General features: G+C 63.3%; 13 protein-coding genes. 4 read left to right on the top strand and 9 right to left on the bottom strand.

Going from position 1 to position 19,771, the window contains the following annotated elements:
• Positions 1 to 172 precede the first annotated feature (172 nt).
• Complete coding sequence (locus CYG48_RS08685; RefSeq protein ID WP_118850019.1) at positions 173 to 1,750, top strand: VOC family protein; 1,578 nt, start codon at positions 173 to 175, stop codon at positions 1,748 to 1,750.
• On the opposite strand, the gene CYG48_RS08680 is transcribed toward CYG48_RS08685, so the two are convergent.
• Genes CYG48_RS08680 through CYG48_RS08655 form a run of 6 tightly spaced genes read right to left on the bottom strand, consistent with a single transcriptional unit; the run spans position 1,733 to position 7,858 of the window.
• The gene (locus CYG48_RS08680; RefSeq protein WP_118850018.1) at positions 1,733 to 2,824 is read right to left on the bottom strand and encodes a pyridoxal-phosphate-dependent aminotransferase family protein; all 1,092 of its coding nucleotides are present in this window, start codon (positions 2,822 to 2,824) and stop codon (positions 1,733 to 1,735) included. The two genes, CYG48_RS08685 and CYG48_RS08680, sit on opposite strands and share 18 nt — an antisense overlap.
• Entirely contained in the window at positions 2,814 to 3,611 is a 798-nt protein-coding gene (locus CYG48_RS08675) for an ABC transporter ATP-binding protein (RefSeq protein WP_118850017.1), read from the bottom strand. The genes CYG48_RS08680 and CYG48_RS08675 overlap by 11 nt, the downstream gene beginning before the upstream one ends.
• On the bottom strand, positions 3,608 to 4,390 hold the full coding sequence (locus CYG48_RS08670) for an ABC transporter ATP-binding protein (RefSeq protein WP_118850016.1): 783 nt from the start codon (positions 4,388 to 4,390) through the stop codon (positions 3,608 to 3,610). Before CYG48_RS08670 ends, CYG48_RS08675 begins: the two co-directional genes overlap by 4 nt.
• On the bottom strand, positions 4,387 to 5,217 hold the full coding sequence (locus tag CYG48_RS08665; RefSeq protein ID WP_118850015.1) for an ABC transporter permease: 831 nt from the start codon (positions 5,215 to 5,217) through the stop codon (positions 4,387 to 4,389). The genes CYG48_RS08670 and CYG48_RS08665 overlap by 4 nt, the downstream gene beginning before the upstream one ends.
• Positions 5,214 to 6,203 carry an ABC transporter permease gene (locus CYG48_RS08660; protein WP_118850014.1) on the bottom strand — a complete coding sequence of 330 codons (990 nt, stop codon included), beginning with the start codon at positions 6,201 to 6,203 and terminating at the stop codon, positions 5,214 to 5,216. The genes CYG48_RS08665 and CYG48_RS08660 overlap by 4 nt, the downstream gene beginning before the upstream one ends.
• Positions 6,204 to 6,247: 44 nt before the next feature.
• Complete coding sequence (locus tag CYG48_RS08655; RefSeq protein ID WP_118850013.1) at positions 6,248 to 7,858, bottom strand: ABC transporter substrate-binding protein; 1,611 nt, start codon at positions 7,856 to 7,858, stop codon at positions 6,248 to 6,250.
• A gap of 311 nt (positions 7,859 to 8,169) precedes the next feature.
• Between CYG48_RS08655 and ligM the strand changes: the two genes are divergently transcribed.
• On the top strand, positions 8,170 to 9,576 hold the full coding sequence (gene ligM / locus CYG48_RS08650; RefSeq protein ID WP_118850012.1) for a vanillate/3-O-methylgallate O-demethylase: 1,407 nt from the start codon (positions 8,170 to 8,172) through the stop codon (positions 9,574 to 9,576).
• A 68-nt stretch (positions 9,577 to 9,644) separates the two neighbouring features.
• Here the strand turns inward: ligM and CYG48_RS08645 are convergent, their stop codons facing one another.
• The gene (locus CYG48_RS08645; RefSeq protein WP_118850011.1) at positions 9,645 to 9,830 is read right to left on the bottom strand and encodes a hypothetical protein; all 186 of its coding nucleotides are present in this window, start codon (positions 9,828 to 9,830) and stop codon (positions 9,645 to 9,647) included.
• A gap of 137 nt (positions 9,831 to 9,967) precedes the next feature.
• On the opposite strand from CYG48_RS08645, the gene CYG48_RS08640 reads away from it, so the two are divergent.
• Positions 9,968 to 12,886, top strand: a complete 2,919-nt coding sequence (locus tag CYG48_RS08640) for a hybrid sensor histidine kinase/response regulator (RefSeq protein WP_118850010.1) — start codon at positions 9,968 to 9,970, stop codon at positions 12,884 to 12,886.
• Between the two features lie 30 nt (positions 12,887 to 12,916).
• Here CYG48_RS08640 and CYG48_RS08635 read toward each other — a convergent pair whose 3' ends face one another.
• Entirely contained in the window at positions 12,917 to 14,173 is a 1,257-nt protein-coding gene (locus CYG48_RS08635; protein WP_118850009.1) for an AGE family epimerase/isomerase, read from the bottom strand.
• A 169-nt stretch (positions 14,174 to 14,342) separates the two neighbouring features.
• Between CYG48_RS08635 and metH the strand changes: the two genes are divergently transcribed.
• Positions 14,343 to 18,116: a methionine synthase gene (gene metH, locus CYG48_RS08630; RefSeq protein ID WP_118850008.1), complete on the top strand. Its 3,774-nt coding sequence runs from the start codon at positions 14,343 to 14,345 to the stop codon at positions 18,114 to 18,116.
• Positions 18,117 to 18,702: 586 nt separating this feature from the next.
• Here metH and CYG48_RS08625 read toward each other — a convergent pair.
• Positions 18,703 to 19,764 carry an ABC transporter ATP-binding protein gene (locus CYG48_RS08625; protein ID WP_118850007.1) on the bottom strand — a complete coding sequence of 354 codons (1,062 nt, stop codon included), beginning with the start codon at positions 19,762 to 19,764 and terminating at the stop codon, positions 18,703 to 18,705.
• Positions 19,765 to 19,771 lie beyond the last annotated feature (7 nt).

Genomic DNA, 19,771 nt, shown 5'->3' with positions numbered 1-19,771 from the left:
GCCTCCGGGCTTTTTCTTTGGCCACGTAACAACGAGTGCCGGCCAGCGATTTTTGATCGAGCAGAGCAGCCTTTCGAAGGAACTCGCGATTTTGTTGACGCTGTGTCGCGGTTGCGCCCCGCCGGCTTTTCTTTCACATGGATGGCTGAGTTCCACGTTGAGGCAGGGCCCCATGACCAGCGGCATCCATCACATCACCGCCATCACCCGGAAGATCCAGGCCAACGTGGATTTCTACGTCGGCTTTCTTGGCCTGCGGCTCGTCAAGCGCACCGCCGGTTTCGAGGATGCGCAGCAGCTTCATCTCTTCTACGGCGACGGCGCTGCCTCGCCCGGATCGCTTGTCACCTTCCTCGCCTGGGAAGACGGGTCGCTCGGGCGCGTCGGACACGGCGCGCCGAGCGAGATCAGCTTTGCGATCGCGCCTGATGCCGTCGGTTTCTGGCTGACGCGGGCACTGAAGTTCAACATCAAGCTCGCCGGGCCGGCACAGGAGTTTGGCGAACCGGTGCTGCGGCTGACGGATCCGGACGGCGTCATCGTCAAGCTGGTCGGCGTCGAGGACGACGACAGCCCGTGGGTCTGGTGGCCGGACGGCGGCATTGCGGAAGCAGATGCCATCCGCCGCCTGCGGGGCGCGACGATCCTGTCGGAGAAGCCGGAGGAGACCGCTGATTTCCTCACGCGGCACATGGCCCTGCAGGCAAGCGGCACCGAAGGGTCGATCCAGCGGCTCGTCTCTGATGCCGGCGACATCATCGACGTCCGCAATGCGAGCGGCTTCTGGACCGCTGCACCGGGCACCGGCACCATCGACCATGTCGCGCTTCGCGCACCGGACCGGGCGCAGGTCGAGGCGGTACATAAAGCGCTTGTGGCAGACAATGCCGGCGAGATGAACATGCACGACCGGCAGTATTTCTATTCACTCTATGTGCGCGAGCCGGGCGGCACGCTGATCGAGCTTGCCAGCGACGGACCCGGTTTTGCGACCGACGAGTCGATCGAGACGCTTGGCACGCAGTTGTTCATCCCGAAACACTTCAAGGCCGACCACGACGCGCTGCGCGTGATGCTGCCGCAATTCGGCCTGCCGGGCGAGGAGCGGGTGACCTACCGCGACCTGCCTTTCGTGCATCGCATCCACATGCCGGAAAAGTGGGATGGCTCGACGCTTGTCCTGCTGCACGGGACGGGTGCCAACGAAACGGCGATGCTGCCCTTCGGCCGCACGGCAGCGCCGAACGCCATGTTGATCGGCATCCGCGGGCGCGCCACGGATGAAGGTTATCCGCGCTTCTTCCGTCGCTTCACCCAGACCACCTTCGACCAGAAGGAAATCAGGTCCGAAGCGGAAGCCTTTGTCGCCTTCGTGGAGGAGCTCGGTCCGGCCTATGGCGTCGACCCGGAGCGTCTTGCCTTCGTCGGTTATTCCAATGGCGGCAACATGATCGGCGCGGTGATGCAGCTCTACCCGAAGCTCATCCGCAAGGCCGTGCTGCTCCGTTCCATGAACGTGCTGGAAGACAGGCCGGCGGTCGATCTCTCCGGCGTCGCCGTCCTTTCGCTCACCGCTACCGATGATTTCTATGCGGCGTTGGCGCCGGAGCTGGAGGAGCGGCTGCAAGACGCCGGTGCGGATCTTACCACCCGCAAGCTCGACGCCAACCATGGCATCGGGCCGGAGGACGAAGACATCACCCGCGCCTGGCTGGTCGAGAAAGGCCTCGGATCAGTCGCCGAAGTGTAGCGCCACGGCATCCACGGCTGCGGCAATATCGGCCTTCACGCCGGAGCGTCGCAGCCCCATTCCGAAGGCCGTGACATTGCCGAGCACGCTGTCAAAGCGGGCACGCCGGCCGGTATGGTTCAGCCGGATCAGTTGGTCTGCACCGGGCCCGACACCGGCGGAGAGTTCCATCACCCGCGGCGCCACGCCTAGCAGCGCTTCCGCCCGCACGCCTTCTGGAAGCTTTACCGCGGTCACGAGGTTGGAGCATTTCGTCAGTTCCACCCAGAGCTCGGCACCCATGGCGGCAAGCGCCGCGCGGGTTGCCCGCGCCGCGCGCACATGCCGGGAAATCATCTGCGGCACGCCTTCAGCTTCGACGCGATCGAGCGCTGCTTCGAGTGCAAAGAGCTCCAGTGGTGCCGTCGTGCCGGCGAGCGCGCCCCGACCAGTGTCGAGCCAGGCCTTCTGGTCGATAAGCGAGAGAATGGAATCCCTTAGGGGGCCTTCGTCAGAAATCAGTTTCCATGCGGCCGGGCTCACCGAGAGGGCGGAAAGGCCGGCTGGGCCGGCGAGCGCCTTCTGCGGGCCGATCACGGCAATGTCGATGCCGAGCTGGTCCACGTCGAGCGAGTGACCTCCAACGGAGGCAACGGCGTCCACCACCGTCACGACGCCGCGGGCGCGAGCCAGCGCGACGATCTCCTCCAGCGGGTTGCGGATGCCGCTCGCCGATTCCGCATGCACCAGCGCCAGCACCTTGGTATCCGGATTGGCATCCAGTGCCGCCTCGACGGCTTCCGCCGTGATCGGCCTGGCAGGCTCGGCGGTCACGTCGACCACCTCGGCGCCGGTACGTCGCATCCAGTTGCCGAACCAGCCGCCATAGAGGCTCGTCACGACGTTGATCACCTTCATTCCCGGCCGGCCGAGGCTCGCGGCGACCGCCTCCAGCGCCACCACGGCTTCAGCCTGGATCAGCAACACGTCGTTGCGGGTGTTGAGGATCCTCGCGATCCTATCCGCGACGGCCCCGAACCGTGCAGGCGGAAAGGCGGGCGTGTCGTGCAGGGGGTGCCAAAGCTCAGGGCTCATACGAATGTCCTTGGGGTGTTTGTATTCTCAGTCGGGGTACGGCGGAAACCAGCGCCCTTGCCGCGGTCGATTGCGGGTTGTCGATCACCTGCCGCGCCGGACCCGTCTCAACCAGCCGCCCACCGTCCATCACGGTGATCCGGTGGGAAACGGCCCGAAGCACGGCAAGGTCGTGCGACACGAAGAGATATGCGATATCGCGTTCGCGCTGCAACTCCACCAGAAGTTCGAGCACCTTGCCACGGATCGAGACATCGAGCGCCGAGACGGCCTCATCAAGCACGATCAGCGCCGGATCAGTGGCGATGGCGCGTGCAATCGCGATCCGCTGGCGCTGACCACCCGAGACATCCCGGATAGAGCGATCCGCCAGGTTGGCCTGCAAGCCGACCCGATCGAGCAGTTCGGCGATCTTTCGCGGGCGGTCGCTCTTTGGAACGATCTCGTGGATCCGGAGGGGATCATCGAGCACCGATGCGACCGTCGCGCGCGGATTGAAGGCGCCGAGCACGTCCTGGAACACCATCTGGATTTTGGCACGGCGGCGGCGAAGGTCTTTGCCGGATAACGCCAGCCAATCCTCACCCGCAAACCGGATAGAGCCGCCATCCGGCGGCAACAGCCGCATCACGATGCGGGCAAGCGTCGACTTGCCGCTGCCAGACGCGCCAGCGAGCCCTAGCGTCTGTCCCGGATCCAGGGTGAGCGAGACGTCATCCAGTGCCGTGACATCGCGGCCGCCGGACCGGAAATGCTTCGACAGGTTGTTGATCTCCAGCAGCGTCACGTCGCGGCCTCTTCGACCAGCGGTGGCGAGGTGAGATCGAGATGGCTCTGAAGAAGCGTTCTTGTGTAGCCCTGCGCAGGCGCGGCAAGCACGCTTGCCGTTGGTCCGGCCTCCACCAGCCGTCCATCCTTGAAGATCGCCACCCGGTCCGCAAAGCCTGAGGCCAGCGCGATGTCATGGGTGATGAAGATGAGCGTCATTTGCGCGTCGCGCACCAGGTCGTCGAGCAGGGCAACGATCTCCGCCTGCACCACGACATCGAGCGCGCTCGTGGCTTCGTCGGCAATCAGGATCTTCGGTTTGGCGGCAAGCGCGGCCGCGATCGCCACCCGCTGGCGTTGTCCGCCGGACAGCTGGTGCGGAAAGGCCCGCAACATCCGGTCCGCCTGCGCAATGCGGACCCGCTCCAGCATCTCCTGCGTCCGCGCCAAGGCCTGCTTCCAGCCAAGTCCGAGGTGCTGCCTCGCACCCTCCGCTACCTGTTCGCCGATCGTCAGCACGGGATTGAGGCTGGAGGACGGGTCCTGGAAAACGAAGCCCAGATCGCGACCGGGACGGGGCGGCGTTCCGCCTGTCCATTGTATCTCGCCGGTCACGCGGGTGCGGGGCGGCAGAAGCCCGGCCAGTGTCCGGGCCAGCGTGCTTTTGCCGGAGCCGCTTTCACCGATGATCGCCAGCCGTCCACCGGCCTCGATATCGAGGGTGACGTGACCCACTGCAGGGTTCGGCTGATCGTGATAGGTGACGCTGAGGTCGCGGATCTCGCAAAGCGTGCTCATGCAATGCGCCTCCCGCGGCCAATCGTCTTCGTCAGCCCTTCGCTGAAGAGATAGACGGCGACGACCGTCACCACCAGCGCGATGCCGGGGAAGATGGAGAGTGAAGGCGAGGAGCGCAGCACGTTGCGCCCTTCGGCGATCATCGAGCCCCAGGTGACCACGTTCGGGTCGCCGAGCCCGAGGAAGGAGAGGGCGGCTTCGGTGAGGATCGCTGCCGCGACGATGATTGCCGAAAGCGCCAGCACCGGCGGCAGGGCATTGGGCAGGATTTCCCGCAGCGCGATCTCGACCGGGTGCGTGCCGATGACGCGCGCCGAGGCCACATAGTCCCGTTCGCGGATCGACAGCACTTGCGCCCGCGTCAGCCGCGCCGGATCGGCCCAGGCGCCGAGCGCAATCGCAATCACCACCACCGGTACCGAGGCGCCGATGACGCTGACGAAGGCGAGCGCCAGCAGGAAACTCGGCACGATCTGGAAGGCGTCCACCACCCGCATCAGCGCCTCGTCCACCAGCCCGCCGGCAAAACCCGCCGTTAAACCCACGCAGAGGCCGATTGCAATCGCCGCCAGCGCAGCCGCAATCCCGACCGCAAGCGAGGTGCGCGTGCCATGGATGATGCCGGCCAGCACATCGCGACCGAGCCGGTCGGTGCCGAGCGGAAAGGATGGGTCGGTGAATGGGGCAAGCAGCGGCCGCGCGGCAATCCGCAACGGATCACCCGGCGACAGCACCGGCGCAAACAGCGCGACCAGCGCCAGCAGAACCAGGATGCCGAGCCCGATCGCGCCTTCGGGCGTGCCGATGAGGTTACGGACAAGCCTCATCCGGCGCTCTCCGATGCACCGACGCGCGGGTCGAGTGCGGCATAAACGAGATCGACGATGAGGTTGACGCAGATCACCAGCACGGCGCTGACGACGATGATGCCCATCAGCAGCGGCGCGTCTCGGCCGCCGACCGCTTCCTGTGCGAGGCGCCCGAACCCCGGAATCGCAAAGATGCTCTCGATCACCACGCTGCCGCCGAGCATCGCGGCGGACTGCAGGCCGAGCATGGTGACGAGCGGCAGCAGCGCGTTGCGCGCCACATGGCGCAGCACGATGCGCGAGCGCGACAGGCCCTTGGATCGGGCAAACAGCACGAAATCCAGCTGCCAGGCTTCCGCCATGCCGGAACGCATGACGCGCAGGAACAGCGCCATGTAGATCAGCGCCAGCGCCCCCACCGGCAAGACGAGATGGCGGGCGATGTCGAGCGCGCGGGCAAGTCCCTCCTTGCCGGAGGCGATCGTCTCGATGCCTGACGTCGGGAGCCAGCGAAGCTGCACGGCAAAGACGATCGAAAGCACCAGCCCCAGCCAGAAGCTCGGGATCGCGTAGAGAATCAGGGAAACCGTCGAAAGTGTTCGATCCACTGCACTTTCCGGCTTTGCGCCCGCGACGATCCCAAGGGCGGATCCAAGGCCGAAGGAGATCGCCGTGGCACTTCCCATCAAAAGCAGGGTGTTCGGCAACCGTTCCAGGATGAGGTCGAGCACCGGCCGGTCGAAGGCGATCGACCAGCCGAGATCGAATGTCGCGAGCGATGAGACATAGACCCAGAGCCGCGCCATCATCGACTGGTCGAGGCCATAAGCCTGCCGCAGCGCCTGCGCCACCGTCGCGTCCCCGCCGCCGATCGACAGCAGATAGGCATCGACGGCATCGCCCGAAGCGCTTTCCAGCAGCCCGAACGTCAGGATCACGACGATCAGCAGCACCGGAATGCTGCTGATCGCACGTCGTCTGATCAATCGAATAGCACGGTTCACGCTGCGGAAAGCCTCAAGGACTCAGGTCTCGGTCCCGCAGGCTATCACGATTGCAGCGCTGTATCCGCCCAGTTCGAGACCGCCCAGCGCGGATTGTTGGAGACGTTGTCAACCGTGTCGCGCGCCACCGTGATGAAGCCCCATTCGGCAACATTGATCAGTGGCAGGTCCGTCGCGACGAGCTTCTGGAACTCCTTGTAAAGCTCGGTGCGCGCGGCGGTATCCACGGTTTCCGCCGCTTTGGCGATGATCTCGTCCAGCTGCGGATTGGCATAACCGCCCTGGTTGGAGAAGGGCACGCCGGCCGGCGTCCCGGATTTCACGAGGATGGTCGTTGAAATCGCCGGATCGCCACGGAACACCGGCGGCGCAACCGCGAGGTCGAAGTCATGGTCGGTATAGACCGCTTTCTGGTGCGCGGCCGAATCCGCATTCACCAGTTGCGCATCAATGCCGACCGCCGCCAGCGCCTGGCGCAGATAGGCGCCGAATTGCTTGGTTTCGTTGAAGTAAGGGGCAGGTCGCAGCTTCAGTGAAAAGCGCGTGCCGTTCGCGTCCTTCTTGTAGCCGGCCTCGTCGAGCAGCGCGTTCGCCTTGTCGACATCGAAGTCGTAGGTCGGCACGCTTGCGTCATAAAACTCCGGCGCATTCTTTGGCACCGGCCCTGTGGACGCCGCGGCGTAGCCGAGGAAGATCGTGTCGACAACGAACTTCCTGTCGATTGCGTGGGCGATCGCCTGGCGAACCTTCAGGTCGGCCAGTTCCTTGCGGCGATGGTTGATCTCCACCACGAGCTGGTACGTCAGCGCCTCGTAGCCCTTGGAGATCACCTTGATGCCCGGCACCTTGGAAATACGGTCGAGGTCGGTCAGCGGCACGGCGGAAAAGGCGGCAAGCTGGATCTCCTCGGCTTCCAGTGCAGCCCCCGCACCGGCGCGGTCCGGCAGCACGCGGAAGATCACCTCGTCGAGCTTCGGCTCGCCCTTGTTCCAGTAGTTCTCGTTCTTCGCCAGGCGGTAATATTCGCCCGGCTTGTACTCGGCAAACTTGAAAGGCCCGGTGCCGACCAGCTTCACATTCGCCGGGTTGGTGGCAATGTCTGTGCCTTCGTAAAGATGCTTCGGCACGACGCTGGAGACGACCGGCAATGCGTTGCGGATCAGCTGCAGCGGTGTCGGTCTGGAGAAGCGGAAGATCGCCGTCGTGTCATCCGGCGTATCGACGGCTTCGAGGCTGGCGAAAACCAGGCGGCCGAGGTTCTGCAGCGGCTTCCAGATGTTGAGGGCCGAGAAGGCGACATCGGCGGAGGTAAACGGCTTGCCGTCATGCCACGTCACGCCTTCGCGCAGCTTGAAGGTCACCGACTTGCCGTCCTCCGATCCTTCCCAGGAGGTGGCCAGCCGAGGCGCAAGACCATCCTTGCCCTCGAACGAGGCTTCGGCGAGCGGTTCGATCACCTTGCTCGCCACGAAGAACACGCCGTTCGAGGCAACGATCGCGGGATTGAGGTTCTTCGGCTCCGAATCGGCCGCGACCACCAGCCGGCCACCGCTCGCTGCATCCTGGGCGAAGGCGAAGGTCGGCAGCGCGGTCGATGCCAGCAGGGCAGAGCCCGCCTGCAAAAGCGTGCGTCGGGAAAGGGTGGCGATCGTCATGGGTCTCTCCTGATCCTGTCTGATCTCGTTCGTGACGAGATACTGACAGCGAAACGCGGTGTCGCACAGGCAGGAAATTTCACAACAGCAGCTTTGGGAACATTTTTCACCTCAGCCGGCCTTCCAATTGAAATCGCTAAACTGCACTCCGGCACTGCGATCGACTGCAATGTGTACACATCAACGTGCTCCAGCCGCGTTTGCAGCAGTATTCTTCGCTCTTGACGTTCGTCATGTATGCATGGATGCTGCCGCTTAACGCCTGGCTGGAGGAAGCGCCGGGCTCATCATCGGCTTGGGAGGAACCACCAATGGCTAAGAATTTGACCCAGATCCTGAAGGAGAAGGGCAACACCGTCGAGATGCTGCGCAACTCGCGCATCGGCATGTATATCTACCCGGTGGTGGCGCCGGAATTTTCCAACTGGCGCTCCGAGCAGCAGGCATGGCGCCATTCGGCCGTACTCTTCGACCAGTCGCACCACATGGACGAACTGATCGTCGAGGGTCCGGACGCCGAAAAATTCCTGGAAGGCCTGGCGATCAACAGCTTCGCCAATTTCGACACCAACCGCGCGAAGCATTACGTGCCGGTCACGCCCGCCGGCCATGTCATCGGCGACATGATCATCTTCCGCGAGCGGCAGGACAAGTTCGTGCTTGTCGGTCGCGCGCCGACTGCCAACTGGCTGCGCTACAACGCTTCGCTCGGCAAGCACGATGTGAAGCTGACGCATGACCCCCGTTCGCCCTCGCGCCCGGATGGCAAGGAAGTCAACCGCGTGCATTACCGCTTCCAGATCCAGGGGCCTGATGCTCCGAAGATCTTCGAGCAGATGAATGGCGGGCCGATCCCGGACATCAAGTTCTTCCATGTCGACTGGATCAATATCGGCTCCAAGAAGGTGCAGGCGCTGCGCCACGGCATGGCCGGCGCTCCGGGGCTGGAAGTCTGGGGTCCCTATGCCGAAAAGGACGAGGTTCGCGACATCATCGTCAAGGCCGCCAAGGATGCCGGCGTCGATCTATACCTCGTCGGCGCCCGCGCCTATTCCACCAACACGCTCGAATCCGGCTGGATCCCGTCGCCGTTGCCGGCCATCTATACCGGTGACGAGTTGCAGGGTTACCGCGACTGGCTGACGGAAGACAGCTATGAGGCCACCGGCTCCATCGGCGGCAGCCTCGTCTCGGACAATATCGAGGACTACTACGTCACCCCGTACGAGCTCGGTTACGGCATCTATATCAAGTTCGACCACGACTTTGTCGGTCGCGCTGCGCTGGAAGCCATGAAGGGCAAGCCGCACCGCAAGAAGGTGACGTTTGAGTGGAATGCGGAAGACGTGATGAAGGTGATCGCGTCCAATTTCGTGCCGGGCGAGCAGCCCTACAAGTGGATCGACCTTCCGCAGCCGAACTATGCCTCCTCCAGCGCCGATCGCATCATGCTCGGTGACCGTCTCGTCGGCATGTCGATGTTCAACGGCTACAGCTACAACGAGCGTTGCATGCTGTCGCTCGGCGTCGTTGATCCGGACATCAAGGAAGGTGATGTGCTGACGCTGATCTGGGGCGAGCCGAACGGCGGCACGGACAAGACGTCGATCGAGAAGGGCCACAAGCAGGCGGAAATCCGCGTGCGCGTCTCGCCGACGCCTTATGCCCGCGAGGCACGCGAAAACTACGCCGAAAGCTGGCGTACCCGGAAGGTCTGACAAAGCGGCGCACGCACTTGGAGCGGCCTTGTCCCGGCAGGGCCGCTCATTCTTGCGTGTTCGCGAGGCTAGTGCTGCTTGTCGCCTGCGCTCTTGCCGTCGGAGCTCGTGGCGCGTTCCTCGAAACGGTCTGCACCCTTGGCAAGGTCGGAGCCTTTCTGTGCTTCGACCTTCTTTTCTTCCCGGCGCGATTCCTGCTTCAGCCCGCGCGCGGATTCGCGGCCCTTTTCACTTGGTGCCTGCTCGATTGCCATGATGGTCTCCTCCGTGTGGTAACGCAGGGAAACACGCCAGGGTACTCGGTTGTTCCGCCGCTTGCATCCAATGGTTTTCCGTTGTCAATGCGCTGGCAACACCTATAAGCTCACTGTACGCGCATCAGGAATACAGCATGTTCCGACTCACGGAGTTCACCGACCTCGATCTGCATCAGCTGTTCAACGTTTCTCCAAATCCATATGTGATCATGGACCCGGAGCTTCGCATCGTGGGCATGAACGACGCCTACCTCGCGGTGACCAACAGGACGCGCCAAGAGCTGGTCGGCCGCAACATGTTCGACGCGTTTCCGAGCGATCCGGCCTCTGCCTCGAACCGCATGCTGCGCCAGTCCTTCGCCAAGGTGCTGGCGACCGGCGAGGTCGACCATCTGCCGCTCATCCCTTATCCGATCGCCGGTGCCGACGGGCAGATGCAGGAGCGTTTCTGGAGCGCCACCCATAGCCCGATGAAGAACTCGGCGGGCGAGATCGTCTTCATCCTGCAGCATACCGTCGACGTGACCGACATCCACCGCCTGCGCAGCCGGCTTGTGGACGGTGGTTCGCTTCAGGCCGAAACGGATGTCCTGCGTCGCGTCGATGCCGTGGTGGGGCAGAATGCTGCGCTCGAAGCCGAGCGGGAATATCTCCGGACGTTGTTTGAGCAGGCGCCGGGCTTCATGGCGGTGTTGCGGGAGCCGGATCACCGCTTCCAGATTGCCAACAGCACCTACCGGCAGTTGGTCGGCCGCGAGGACCTTATCGGCCGCACCGTTCGCGAGGCCCTGCCGGATCTTGTCGGCCAGGGCTTCTACGAGCTTCTCGACCAGGTCTACAGGTCTGGCGTGCCCTACAGTGCCCATGCGGCGCGCGTCCTGCTCCGGCCGAAACCGGATCATATGCCGGAGGAGCACTTCGTCGACTTCGTCTACCAGCCGATCCGCAACCAGGATGGCAATGTCACCGGCATCTTCGTGCAGGGGCATGACGTCACCGAGCTTCGCCGGGCGCAGGAGGCGGCGAGGAAGAACGAATACCGCTTCCGGACGCTGGCGCAATCCTTGCCGAACCATGTCTGGACCGCGTCGCCGGATGGACGGGTTCAGTGGTGCAACGACCAGATCCTAGCCTATAGCGGGCTCACCTCCTTCTATTTCGACGCCGAAGTCCGCTCCGGCATCGTGCATCCAGATGATAACCCGAATGTCGAGATGCGCTGGAACGAGGCCCTGCGCACCGGCAAGACCTTCGAGACCGAACTTCGCGTGCGGCGTCACGATGGTGTTTACCGCTGGTTCCTCAGCCGCGCAGTCCCGGTATCGAATGCCCAGGGTGAGATAGAGTTCTGGGTCGCCACCAACACGGATATCGAGGACCAGAAGAACACCGAAACCCACCTCACCAATCTCGCCGAAACGCTGGGGCATCGCGTCGAGGAGCGGACGATCGAGCTCGAAAGGACGCAGGAGGTCCTGCGCCAGAGCCAGAAGATGGAAGCGATCGGCAACCTGGCCGGCGGCATCGCCCACGACTTCAACAACCTGCTGCAGGTGGTGACGGGCAACCTTCAGCTGCTCAGCCGCGAGCTCGCAGGCAACGCGACCGCGGAGCGGCGCATCAACAGCGCGCTTGCCGGAGCGTCCCGCGGTGCTCGGCTTGCCTCGCAACTCCTGTCCTTCGGTCGGCGGCAGCCGCTGTCACCCAAGGTCGTCAACCTCAGCCGGCTCATCCGCGACATGGATCATCTGCTGCGGCGCAGCCTCGGCGAGGCGATCGAGATCGACACGATTGTCGCTGGCGGCTTGTGGAACACGCTGGTGGACACGAGCAATGTCGAGAACGCGCTGCTCAACCTCGCCATCAATGCCCGTGACGCGATGAACGGGCAGGGCAAGCTCACCATCGAACTCGGTAACGCTTATCTCGATGACGAATATGCCCGCCGCACCTTCGATGTCGAAGCCGGGCAATATGTCATGCTCGCCGTTTCCGACACCGGCACGGGCATGACGCCGGATATCCTCGCCAAGGTTTTTGATCCCTTCTTCACCACCAAACCGGAAGGCAAGGGGACCGGCCTCGGCCTTTCCATGGTCTATGGTTTTGTCAAGCAGTCCGGCGGCCACATCAAGATCTACAGCGAACCCGGCAATGGCACGACGGTGCGGATCTACCTGCCGCGCGCCATGGAGGAAGAAGACGTCACCGTCGAAAACAGCAATGCGCCCGCCACCGGCGGCAGCGAAACCGTTCTGGTCGTCGAGGATGACGATGCCGTGCGCGATATCACCGTCAGCCTGCTCACCGAACTCGGTTACCGCGTCTTGAAGGCGAGGGACGCCGATAGCGGCCTTGCCATCGTCGAAAGCGGCGTGCCGATCGACCTCCTGTTCACCGATGTTGTCATGCCCGGCCGCCTGAAGAGCAGCGACTTGGCGCGCAAGGCCAAGGAACGGCTGCCGCGTCTCGCGGTCCTCTTCACCTCCGGCTATACGGAAAACTCGATCGTCCATGGCGGGCGGCTTGATGCCGGCGTCAACCTGTTGAGCAAGCCCTACACCCGGGAGACTTTGGCCCGGAAGATCCGTCAGGTGCTCGAGCAGACGCGCGAGGCGAGCATCTGGAGCTGGAAGAAAGAGGGTGGGCCGGCAGCGGCCGCATCAGGAGCTCCAGCCGCTCAGGCGGCACGGCCAATCCGCGTCCTGCTTGTCGAGGACGAGGCGCTGATCCGCATCTCGACGGCCGATTTCCTGCAGGATGTCGGCATGGTGGTGGTGGATGCCGGTTCGGCCAACGAGGCAATCGGCGCCTGCGGCGACCAGCCGGTCGATATCCTGGTGACGGATGTCCACCTGCCCGAGATGAGCGGGCTCGATCTGGCGCTGAAGCTGCGGGAAACCTATCCGGCGCTCCCGGTGATCTTCGCCACCGGCGACCGCAATGTTCCGGGCGCGGAAAACGTCCAGGCGATGGAACTGCTCATCAAACCCTATGACTACAGCCAGCTGGAAAGCCGCATCCGTTCCATGGTCGCCGCCGCAAGAGCCTGATCCGCCCGGATCAGGCTCCGCATGTTCGTCTCAGATCCGGCCTTCGGCGCCGACGATCACATTGGTGAGGCTGCCGGTTGCCGGAAACAGCGGGATCAGGCAGGCCTGCAGCGCATGGTAGAGGTCGCCCTTGCCGGGGAACAGCGTGTGTGCCGGAACCAGGTCCTCCGTCAGTTCCTCATGCCAGCCGCCATGTCTGTGGTCGATGAAGCGGTTGGCGATCGTGCCCCAGATCAGCCGGTAGCTGTCCTCGTAGAAGCTGTCGGTCGGCAGGTGTTCGTTGAGGAAGTGAGCGGCACCCGCCGCCTCGCACATCGGCCACCACAGCTTGTTGGTCTTGGCCGGCTTGTCGTCCCAATCGAGCGTATAGAAGAAGCCGCCCTTGGCCTTGTCCCAGCCCAGTGACATGGCCTGCACGAACAGCGATTTCGCGGCATCCGGCATCCAGGCCTGCGTCTTGCCGCCGAGCGCCCACAGTTGCAGCAGGAGGCGTGACCATTCCAGCGAGTGGCCGGGCGTCGTACCCGCCGGCCGGAACATCTCGTCGGGGTGGTAATAATTCTTGTCGATCACCCAGTTGCGGTCGAAATGCTCGGCCACGCGGAAACCGACGCTTCCGGCGCAACGGCGAATGACGAGATCGGCGACGCTTTCCGCCTTCTCCAGATAGCTCTTTTCGCCGGTCGCCTCGTAGGCTGCCATCAGCGCTTCGGTGAGGTGCATGTTGGAATTCTGGCCGCGGTAGCTGCCGCCATCGATGGGCGACCAGTCGCGGGCGAATTCCTCCGCAATCGCGCCATGCTGCGCTTCCCAGAAGCGCGTTTCCAGCACCTCGGTGATATCGGAGAGCATCTTGTCCGCCAGCGGATGACCGGCAACCTTTGCCGAGGAGGCGGCAAGCAGCACGAAGGCGTGGCCGTATCCCTGCTTGTTGGCATCGACCGGGCCGTCGTCGTTCACCTGCCAGAAATAGCCGCCATGCTGGCTGTCGCGGTGGTGCTCCCAAAGATGGCGCATGCCGTGGTCGATCATCTCGCCGGCGCCGGGGCGTCCGAGCAGGTAGGCAATCGAGAAGCAATGCACCATGCGGGTTGATGAATGGATGCCGCGCGTGGGGTTGACGCCGCCGATCGGCGCGCCGCTTTCATCGAGGTCGAAGAAGCCACCCTTGGGGTTTACCGCCTTGTACTGGAAGAAATCGAAGAGGCCGTCCGCCTGATCCAGGAGCCAGCGCCGATGGTAGGGGAGGCTCGCCCAATTGGATGTCGTCTGGCTGTTGTCGCTCATGCAAAAACCTCTCCGTCGCTCATGCTCTCACGTCTTCACAAAGCCTATACCCATCGGCCCGTCACCTGTCATGGCAAATCCATGTCCAGCCACAGGCACGCGCCGTTTGCATTGACATAAAGATATGTTTATGTCCTTATCGCCTAATTGAATCGATGAGGACTTCCCAATGTTTGATCAATTATTCGGCCCGGAAGCGGCACAACGCGACGGAAACGAGATATTGGCAGCGTTGCAGGCTGCGGCGCGTGAGCGGATCCTGGTGATCGACGGCGCCATGGGCACCGAGATCCAGCAGCTCGGCTTTGGCGAAGACCATTTTCGCGGCGAGCGTTTTGCCGGCTGCGCTTGCCATCAGCAGGGCAACAACGACCTGCTCATTCTGTCGCAGCCGCAGGCGATCGAAGACATCCATTATCGTTACGCCAGGGCCGGCGCGGATATCATCGAGACCAACACCTTCTCGTCGACCCGCATCGCCCAGGCCGATTACCAGATGGAGAACGCCGTCTACGACCTCAACCGCGACGGTGCGCGGCTCGCCCGCCGCGCCGCCATCCGGGCGCAGAAGGAAGACGGCCGCCGCCGTTTCGTCGCCGGCGCCATCGGCCCGACCAACCGCACGGCCTCGATCTCCCCGGACGTCAACAATCCCGGTTACCGGGCGGTGACATTCGATGACCTGCGCCTTGCGTATGCCGAACAGATCGACGGTCTGATTGATGGCGGCGCCGACGTCATCCTCATCGAAACCATCTTCGACACGCTGAACGCCAAGGCGGCGATCTTCGCCTGCGCCGAACGTTTCGAAGCCAAGGGCCTGCACCTGCCGGTGATGATTTCCGGCACGATCACCGACCTGTCCGGCCGTACGTTGTCGGGGCAGACTCCGTCCGCCTTCTGGTATTCGGTGCGCCACGCCAATCCTTTCACGATCGGTCTCAACTGTGCGCTCGGCGCGGACGCCATGCGGCCGCACCTGCAGGAACTGTCGGGCGTTGCCGATACCTTCATCTCTGCCTATCCGAATGCGGGCCTGCCGAACGAATTTGGCCGCTACGACGAAACGCCGGACGACATGGCCCGCCAGATCCGCGGTTTCGTCGAAGAAGGCCTCGTCAACGTCGTTGGCGGCTGCTGCGGCTCGACGCCCGAGCACATCAAGGCGATCGCCGATGCCGTTGCCTCCTTCAAGCCGCGCGAAGTGCCGGAGCACAAGCCGTTCATGGCGCTGTCGGGCCTTGAACCCTTCGTCTTCACCAAGGACGTGCCCTTCGTGAATGTTGGCGAACGCACCAACGTCACCGGCTCGGCAAAATTCCGCAAGCTCATCACCGCCGGCGACCTCACCGCCGCACTGGCAATCGCCCGCGACCAGGTCGAGAACGGCGCCTCCATCATCGACATCAACATGGATGAAGGGCTGATCGATTCCGAGAAGGCGATGGTCGACTTCGTCAACCTCATTGCTGCCGAGCCGGACATCGCCCGCGTCCCGCTGATGCTCGATTCCTCCAAGTTCGAGATCATGGAAGCCGGGCTCAAATGCGTGCAGGGCAAGCCGGTGGTGAACTCCATCTCCATGAAGGAGGGCGAGGAAAAATTCATCGCCCAGGCAAAGCTGCTGCGCAATTATGGCGCCGCCGTCGTCGTCATGGCCTTCGACGAGCAGGGCCAGGCGGATACCTATGAGCGCAAGGTCGCAATCTGCGAACGCGCCTACAAGCTCCTGACGGAAGAGGCGGGCTTCCCGCCAGAAGACATCATCTTCGACCCGAACATCTTCGCTGTCGCCACCGGCATCGAGGAACACAACAACTATGGCGTCGCCTTCATCGAGGCGACCCGGACGATCCGCGAGCGCATGCCGCTCGTGCATGTGTCGGGCGGCGTCTCCAACCTGTCCTTCTCGTTCCGCGGCAATGAGCCGGTGCGCGAAGCCATGCACGCCGTCTTCCTGTATCATGCCATCCAGGCCGGCATGGACATGGGCATCGTCAACGCGGGCCAGCTCGCGATCTACGAAAACATCGAGCCGGAACTGCGCGAGGCCTGCGAGGATGTCGTCCTCAACCGTCGCGACGATGCCACCGAGCGCATGCTGGAAATCGCCGAGCGTTTCCGCGGTTCGGGCAGCAAGGAAGCCAAGGCCCAGGATCTCGCATGGCGCGAATGGCCGGTCGAAAAGCGCCTGTCGCATGCATTGGTCAACGGCATCACCGAGTTCATCGAGGCCGATACGGAAGAAGCCCGCCAGGCTGCGGAGCGCCCGCTCCACGTCATCGAAGGCCCGCTGATGGCCGGCATGAATGTCGTCGGCGACCTGTTCGGCTCGGGCAAGATGTTCCTGCCGCAGGTGGTGAAGTCGGCCCGCGTCATGAAGCAGGCGGTCGCCGTGCTCCTGCCTTACATGGAAGAGGAAAAGCGCCTCAATGGCGGCGACCAGAAGAAGGCGGCCGGCAAGGTGCTGATGGCGACAGTGAAGGGCGATGTCCACGACATCGGCAAGAACATCGTCGGCGTCGTGCTTGCCTGCAACAACTATGAGATCATCGATCTCGGCGTCATGGTGCCCTCGACCAAGATCCTGGAAACGGCGATCGCGGAAAAGGTCGACATCATCGGCCTGTCCGGCCTCATCACGCCGTCGCTCGACGAGATGGTGCATGTCGCCTCGGAAATGGAACGCCAGGGTTTCGACATTCCGCTCCTGATCGGCGGGGCGACAACGAGCCGCGTCCATACGGCCGTGAAGATCCATCCGCGTTACGATCGCGGCCAGGCGATCTATGTCAACGATGCGAGCCGCGCCGTGGGTGTCGTCTCTGCCTTGCTTTCGCCGGAGCAGAAGCCCGCTTATGTCAGCGGCATCCAGGCGGAATACGCCAAGGTGGCGGCCGCCCATGCCCGCTCGGAAGCGGAGAAGACGCGTCTTCCCATCGCACGCGCTCGCGACAACGCCGAAAAGCTCGACTGGGCAACCTACCAGCCGACCAAGCCGCAGTTCCTTGGCACCCGAGTGTTTGAAACCTACGACCTTGCGGAACTGGCGAAATACATCGACTGGACGCCGTTCTTCCAGACCTGGGAGCTGAAGGGCCGTTTCCCCGCCATCCTCGAAGACGAAAAGCAGGGCGAGGCTGCGCGGCAGCTTTATGCCGATGCGCAGGCCATGCTTGCGAAGATCATCGAGGAGAAGTGGTTCCGTCCGCGTGCGGTCATCGGCTTCTGGCCGGCCAATACGGTCGGTGATGACATCCGTCTTTATGCCGATGACAAGCGCGACAAGGATCTTGCGACCTTCTTCACGTTGCGCCAGCAGCTTTCGAAGCGGGATGGCCGCCCGAACGTGGCGTTGTCGGATTTCGTCGCCCCGGCCGCGTCCGGCGTGCGCGACTATGTCGGCGGCTTCGTGGTGACCGCCGGCATCGAGGAAGTGGCGATTGCAGAACGCTTCGAGCGCGCCAACGATGATTATTCGTCAATCCTGGTGAAGGCTTTGGCGGACCGGTTCGCCGAAGCATTTGCGGAATGCATGCACGAGCGGGTGCGCAAGGAGTTCTGGGGTTACGCCCCGGACGAGGCCTTCTCGGCCGATGAACTGGTCAACGAAGCTTATGGCGGCATTCGTCCGGCGCCTGGTTACCCGGCGCAGCCCGACCACACGGAAAAGGCGACGCTGTTCCGCCTGCTTGATGCGACCGCCACGACCGGCGTGGAACTGACGGAAAGCTACGCCATGTGGCCCGGCTCCTCCGTCTCAGGCCTCTATATCGGCCACCCCGCATCCTATTACTTTGGCGTCGCCAAGGTGGAGCGCGACCAGGTGGAGGACTATGCCGCACGCAAGGGCATGGAGATCGCGGAAGTCGAGCGCTGGCTCGGTCCGGTGCTGAACTACGTGCCGGCGCGGGCCGAGCAGGTGGTCGACGACGCGGCCTGAACGTGGACAATTACGCAGGTCGCTTGAGCCTGTTCAAGCACTTAGCATAATTTTCATCCCCGCCTTTCCGGCACCCGCTATTCTGTGCCTGCTTCCGTCGCCGGAGTGTTTCGCGAGACGTTCGCGGGCAGGCGGGAGCCGGCGCTCATCCTTCAAACCGTAACGTGCGGGGAGGGGATGAGAGGTGAAAGCCATGGGAGCGGATGTGTTTTTCATTGCCGCGCCCTATCAAGCCTCCCCCTGGTCGCCAGGCCAGGTTCGGTTGAGCCGTGCAAGTGGATGGGCAGCGCATGATCCCGAAAAGTGTGAAGCGGTTTTCGGACAAGATCATACGAAAGAAACCATGCAGCGAGGCGAGGCAATCACCTGTAGGGACCGGAAGTCCCGAAAAAAACGCCGAGGGCCACGCGAATGCGGAGCCACAAAACTAAACAATAGAGAGGTTTCGCATTCGCGTGGGCTCTCCGATCGTGCAGCGCCCGCGAAAAGCGGGAACCGGTTTTCGGGACGCTGCAGCAACAGAAACGACAAAGCCACGGCAGGAGACTGCGCGGGGACGCGAACTGCTGGCGGGCAGGTAGGTGACTTACTCCCGCACGATCAGGAAATCGCTGGCATTGAAGCGCAACGTCAGCATCTCGCCTTCGCGCGGCATCACCGCATCCGGCGAGTTGAACATGTCGAAGGAGATCTGGTTGCCGCCGACATCCACCTTGGTGCGGATGACCGAACCGAGGAAATGCGAGGAAATCACCTTGCCGCTGAGCGCCGTGTCGCCCCGGGCGCTTTCCGACAGGGAGCCGGCCTCCGGGCGCAGCGCGATCGACAGCTTGTCGCCGCCCTTCAGCGCACCGATCGACTCGCGCAGGATGATCGTGTTGTCGCCAACCTTCACCGTGTTGGCGGCGGGATCGATCACCGTCGCCTCGATGATGTTGAGCGTGCCGACGAAGGAGGCGACGAAGCGCGTCGCCGGGCGGTTGTAGATTTCCGACGGCGTGCCGATCTGGTCGGCGCGTCCGGCGTTCATCACCACGATCCGGTCGGAGATCGACAGCGCCTCCTCCTGGTCGTGGGTCACGAAGACGGTGGTGATGCCGAGCTGTTTCTGGATCTGCCGAATTTCTTCGCGCAGCGACACGCGGATCTTGGCATCGAGTGCCGAAAGCGGCTCGTCGAGCAGCAGCACCTGCGGCTTCGGTGCCAGCGCACGGGCAAGCGCCACGCGCTGCTGCTGGCCGCCGGACATCTGGTAGGGGTAGCGGTCGGCAAGGTGGTCAAGCGAGATCAGCTTCAGCATCTCGCGCACGCGGCTTTCGATCTCGGCCTTCGGCTTGCCGGCGACCTTCAGCCCGAAGGCGACGTTGTCGAACACGTTCATGTTCGGGAACAGCGCATAGGCCTGGAAGACCATGCCGATATTGCGCTGGTTGGTCTTGAGCCTGGTCTGGTTCGTGCCGTTGATCGTGATCGTGCCATCGCTCGGCGTCTCGAAGCCGGCGATCATGCGCAGGACGGTGGTCTTGCCGCAGCCTGATGGTCCAAGGAAAGACACGAACTCGCCCTTGTTGATGGACATGTTGAAGTCTTTGACGACCTGGATCTGGCCGAAGCTCTTCCTTAAGTTTTCGAGTACGAGGAACGACATCAATATT

It is taken from the genome of Neorhizobium sp. SOG26, assembly GCF_003491345.1.
GTDB lineage: Bacteria > Pseudomonadota > Alphaproteobacteria > Rhizobiales > Rhizobiaceae > Neorhizobium > Neorhizobium turbinariae.
This window is presented reverse-complemented; position numbering and strand designations above follow the sequence as displayed.